We start from the raw sequence: 5275 nt of genomic DNA on the forward strand, positions 1-5275 counted from the left end.
CGTGATCGCTGCCGTCAGCGTCGTCTTGCCGTGGTCAACGTGACCAACCGTGCCAATGTTCACGTGCGGTTTCGAACGGTCGAACTTTTCCTTTGCCATATCTCGGGGCGCCTTGTCAGTTGGGGGGCCGGGCTGGCCCGTTTGTTATCTCCGCGCGCCGTTTAGTGACTCGCGCGCGGGAAATCAAGCCGTTCCTTCCAAGCATGGCACCCGGCGCTATTGCGCGGCGGCATCCCGGCGCGGCCCGGGAGCGAACCAGCCACGTCCGCGGTGCTGATGGCGCAGCCATGTCTCGATCCGCTTGGCGGCGTTTCGGCTCAGGTTCGTCATCTGTTCGCGTTTCGACTGCGTGAGTCCCGACCCGAGGATCGTGTCCCCCGACAGGCTTTCGAACACCGTGATCTGGCGCGGCTCGCGGTTGAGCTTGGCGCCGGCGGCGTCGTCCCATGCCGTCACCCGCAGAACGAGAAACGATTTCGGCGACGCGATCACCGGCACGCCCGGCCTGCCCAGAACATACCCTTCGACGCTGACACCCAGGTGGTACAGCGCCGCGCCCTCGTAACGCCCGAACCGCGCGTCGATCGCGTCTTGCAGCATCACGATCCATTCCTCCGCGCTGGCCGCGCGGGAGGTCGGCCCCCGGGTGAGGTTCGGCGCCACGACGATATTGTGCCCGAGCCGGAAATCCCCGAGGTCGACGGGCGCCTCATCCAGATCGTTGGCGTTCGTGCAGGCGCCAATCGCCACGAGGGCGATCCACAGGACGGCTGAACGGAACATCATGGGGCCTCCATCGTGGTGCCGGGAACGGCGATAGCCCAGTGCCAGCGACAGCGCAACGATTTGCCCGGCCCGCGCAGGTCACTGCTCAGCGCAGGTCCATCCCCTCGGGCCAGCGCAGGTCATAGTCCAGCCGGATCGCGCGCGTCGCCCCGGGCGGCAGGTCGAATTCCCATGCCAGAACGCCGCGCTTGCCGTCGACATCCTGCGTGTCGGGGCGCGGATCGGCTTGCCAGTCGACCTGCAGATCTTCCTGTTCGGAATAAGGCACACGGTCCAGCACGCGCAGCGGCCAGCTTTCCCCGGTCAGGTTCTCGACCTCGATTGACACGGACTCAACCAGCGCGTTCGACTTGCTGAGCACACCACGATCCCCGGCGCTGCGTTCAGGCACCAGCCGCGTGAGCCGCAGCCCGTCGACCGGGCCGAAAGCCAGCGCGGCATCGCCCCCGGCCGGGATGGTGTCCAGCGCCCGCTGTCCCACGAAACGGCCGTCACGGTAAAAGCGCGCTTCCCGCGTGCGCAGCAGCGGCGTGCCCGTGTCGTTGGTGATCCGCGCCATCAGGTAGGCGCGGCTGTCGCGTAGCGGCACCGCCTGCGCCACCAGGCCGGCGGCGACCTCTTGCGTGCCGAGCGCCAGCCGGACCCGGTCGGCCCCGGTCGCCACCGAAACCGGATCGGGGTAGCTGTACGTCACGGCCAGCCCGTCGAATTCGGCCGTTGCCGTCTTGGCCGCGGCTTCGGGCATGACACCTGCGACCCGCCCCGCAAAGCCCGCACCGACCGCGGGCATGGCACCCTTCTGGCGGCTTTTCTCGGGGTCAACGATCCGGCGCAGCCACGGCTGGATGTCGCTGGGCGCGCTGCGCTCGGCCGGGCGGACGGTAGACAGGGTCATCGCGACGTCGCGCCAGTTCTCCCCGGTTGCCTGCCGGACGAGCGCGCCACGCGCGATGTCGACGCGCGCCGCGTCGCGCGCCAGCCTGAAATCATGAACCGGCTGCCATCCCGCCCGGTTCGTCACGTAGCGCACACGCATCTGCGCGGAAACGGGCGTCTCCGCGCTGACCGAGACGGCCAGCATCGCGCGCGGCCCTGTCTCGGGCACGAGCGCCTCGACGGCCTGCCGCGCCGCTTTCAACTTCGCGCGCAGATCGTCAAGCGCGCGGTCCGCGGTCTTCGCGCGGCGCTCGGCGTCATGCGCCGTGCGCCGGGCCGCCAGCCCCTCTGCCCCGATGACACGCGCGAGATCCCGCAACGCCCCGGCCTTGAGCCCGGCCAGACCGTCATTCGCGCTGAGGTTTTCAAGGAAATCCACCTGACCGCGGGCCGCCTCGGCCTCCAGCCGGATCGCTGCCACGTCCGCCTCCCCCTCGCGCAGCCGTGACTCCAGCCTGTCGACCTCGGCGCGGGCCGCGGCCAGTTCGGCGGTTTCTTGCGCGTCGCGCGGCGGCACGTAATCCTGGCGCGTGGTCACGCTGCCCAGCACCATGCCCTCGGCCTCGACCCGGACGGAGCCGAGTGGCGTGGTCCGCGGCAGGTCGGCGAGGATCAGCTCGTGCTGCCCCGCGGGCAGGTCCACCGACGCTTCGCGCGTTACCTCCGCGCCGCTCGGGTAAACGGTGACGGCGGTCACGTTGCTGACCGGATGGAATTCGGCCGCGCCCGGCAGGCCGGGAAGAAGTGCGAGCGTGATGGGCAAAATCCAGCGCATGGGAACCTACAGACGGGGCAAGTGACACGCAGCCTGCGCCGGGTCGCGCGCCAACGCAAGCCCGTCGGGCCGGATCGCCCGCCCCCGCGGCGTGAAACAGCGCGCGACAAGGACCGGCGCATCGCGGTTTCACAGCGCTTGACGACGGGTAAGGCCGACGGCAGAGTGACGCCCAGATCAACGCCGCGCAAGATTTCATCAAAACCAGAGGACGACCCCATGTTCCCAGACCTGTTCGACATTTCCGACCTAGGCGATCTCACCCAGTTGAACTCCCTCCTGCTCACCGCAGCGCCCTTCGTGGATGATCCGAATGTCACCGACGCCTTTTCGGTGGATGCGCAACAGGTGACGGTCGGGGATTACCTGTCGCTTCTGGATCAGGCGGAAAACTCCCTGCTTGCCACGGATTTCAGCTTCCTTCTGCCGCAGATCGACAACATCCGCACCCTGCTTGACCAGAACCTGACCGAGGACGCGATCCCGGACAACCTGACCAAGCAGCAGGTCATCGACCAGTCCATCGGTGTCCTCGAGGACTTCGCGAACGGGGACCTGAGCCTGATCACCGACGGTTTCGACGCGATCCGCGCGGTGCTGGACGGTGTTCCCGACAGCACCCTGCTCGCCGAGGCCTTCGTTGCCGATTTGCCGGACGATCCGACCGATCCGACCGACCCGACGGATGACGATATCGACGACCTGATCGACGATTTCCTTGAGAACCTGCCGCAACTGCCGACCGGCACGAACCCGGCATGGGTTTCCGGCGATCCGCACCTTCGGACGCTCGATGGTGTCAATTACGACTTTCAGGCGGCGGGCGAATTCGTGCTGCTGAAATCGACCGACGATCAGGGTTTCGAATTGCAGTCGCGGATGGCCCCCGCCGGTGAGAACGTCAGCGTCAACGAAGCCGTCGCCACCAACCTCGACGGCACGGCCGTCATGATCGATTCCACCGAAAATGATCCGCTCTACGTAGACGGGTCGGTCGTCACCATGGATGACGGCGGATCGACGGACGTGGGCAACGGGCGCATCTACCGCTCGGGCGACACCTACACCATCGTCTATCCCGGCGCGGACGGCCAGGTCGGCGACGGCGACAGCCAGGTCGTGGTCCGGGTGCGCGACGGACGGCTTGATATCGACGTGCGGCTCAATGACGCGCTGATGGGCGCGCTCGAGGGGCTCCTGGGCGATGGTGACGGGAACCCGGACAACGACATCGCCCGCGCCGACGGCACCGCGCTGGCACGCCCACTGGAATTCGCGGAACTCTACGGCGGCTACCGTGACGACTGGCGCGTCGACAGCACCGCCGAAAGCCTGTTCACGTATGACAGCGGCGAAAGCCCCGACGACTTCTACCAGTCCGACTTCCCCGGGGAGTTGATCTCGCTCGATACGCTGGATACCGAAACGCGGGAGGCCGCGGAGCAGGCCGCCCGCGATGCGGGGCTGCAGGACGGCACGGAAGCCTTCGACAACGCGGTCCTGGACTTCGCACTGACGGACGATCCGAGCTTCCTCGACTCGGCGCTTGACACCCCGATCTCGGCGGTGGGGACGCCGCAGGCAGACACCCTGCTCGGCAACGCCGGCGACGACGTGCTCAGCGGCGAAGGCGGGAACGACCGTCTCGAAGGTCTTGCCGGCAACGACATTCTCGACGGCGGCGCGGGCAACGACGGATTGCTCGGCGGGGTTGGCAATGACGTGATCGACGGCGGCGCAGGCGACGACACCATCTCCTCCTTCGACGGCAACGACGTGGCCAGCGGCGGGGACGGCGATGACCGGATGGGCGGCGGCCTTGGGGACGACGACATGCGCGGCGATGCCGGCGATGATTTCATGGGCGGCGGCCGGGGCAACGATGCCGTTGATGGCGGGGCCGACAACGACGTGGTGAACGGCGGCGCGGGGGACGATACGCTCGACGGCGGCACCGGCAGCGACACGATGGGCGGCAGCTTCAACAACGACGTCGTGAACGGCGGCGACGGCGACGACGACATGGGCGGCGGCGCCGGGCAGGACACCGTGGATGCCGGGGCCGGCAATGACAGCGTCGGCGGCGGCGAAGGCAACGACGAGATCGCGGGCGGCGACGGCGACGACTTCCTCGCCGGCGGCGGGCGCGACGACGTCATCGACGGCGGCGCCGGCAACGACTCGATCAACGGCGGCGACGGTGACGACACCATGACCGGCGGCGACGGGGAGGACCTGTTCGTCTTCAACTTCTTCAAGGACGGCGACGCCGACGTCATCACCGATTTCGAGGACGGCACCGACGGCTTCCTCATCCGCACGGTCAGCACGCTGGACGGCACGCCCAACATCGACAATGGCGGCAACGGGGTGCAGGGTTTCCTCGACGCGCTGAACATCACCGACACCGCCGACGGCGCGCAGATGACCGTGGACGGCCATATCGTCACGATCGAGAACGTCGCCGCGGCCGACCTCACGCTGGACGATTTCCAGTTCATCTGACACGGCCCGCAAATGCCGGCACGGATCACGGGGGCACCGGGGGTGCCCCCGTTCGTTTCCCCGCCGGGCCCGTACCGCTTGACCGGCGGCTGGGCTTCTCAACGGCTGTATCGCATCGGCAACGTGAAGGTGTAGCTCGGCCGGGTCAGCCCGGCCGGGGCGGCTGGAAAACCGCGCGCCGCGCGCACGGCACGCACGGCCGCCTCGTCCAGAACGCTGTGCCCGGATGAACGGATCATGGACACGCCGCGCAGGCGCCCGTCACGGCCGATG

Annotated in this window: 5 protein-coding genes; 1 reads left to right on the forward strand and 4 read right to left on the reverse strand. The window is 68.2% G+C overall.

Features of this window, described 5'->3' with window-relative positions:
- From ACH107_RS29550 to ACH107_RS29560, 3 genes are all read right to left on the reverse strand, one after another.
- Positions 1 to 99 (reverse strand): GTP-binding protein (locus tag ACH107_RS29550; protein WP_397542489.1); only part of this gene is annotated, 99 nt, incomplete at its 3' end.
- A 117-nt stretch (positions 100 to 216) separates the two neighbouring features.
- Entirely contained in the window at positions 217 to 783 is a 567-nt protein-coding gene (locus ACH107_RS29555) for a hypothetical protein (RefSeq protein ID WP_412509289.1), read from the reverse strand.
- An 88-nt stretch (positions 784 to 871) separates the two neighbouring features.
- The gene (locus ACH107_RS29560; RefSeq protein ID WP_412509290.1) at positions 872 to 2497 is read right to left on the reverse strand and encodes a mucoidy inhibitor MuiA family protein; all 1626 of its coding nucleotides are present in this window, start codon (positions 2495 to 2497) and stop codon (positions 872 to 874) included.
- Positions 2498 to 2716: 219 nt separating this feature from the next.
- Between ACH107_RS29560 and ACH107_RS29565 the strand changes: the two genes are divergently transcribed.
- The gene (locus ACH107_RS29565) at positions 2717 to 5002 is read left to right on the forward strand and encodes a VWD domain-containing protein (RefSeq protein WP_412509291.1); all 2286 of its coding nucleotides are present in this window, start codon (positions 2717 to 2719) and stop codon (positions 5000 to 5002) included.
- 98 nt (positions 5003 to 5100) lie between these two features.
- On the opposite strand, the gene ACH107_RS29570 is transcribed toward ACH107_RS29565, so the two are convergent.
- Entirely contained in the window at positions 5101 to 5274 is a 174-nt protein-coding gene (locus ACH107_RS29570) for a TonB family protein (RefSeq protein WP_412509292.1), read from the reverse strand.
- Between the last annotated feature and the right edge of the window lies 1 nt (position 5275).

This window comes from Roseovarius halophilus (ex Wu et al. 2025) (assembly GCF_047086965.1).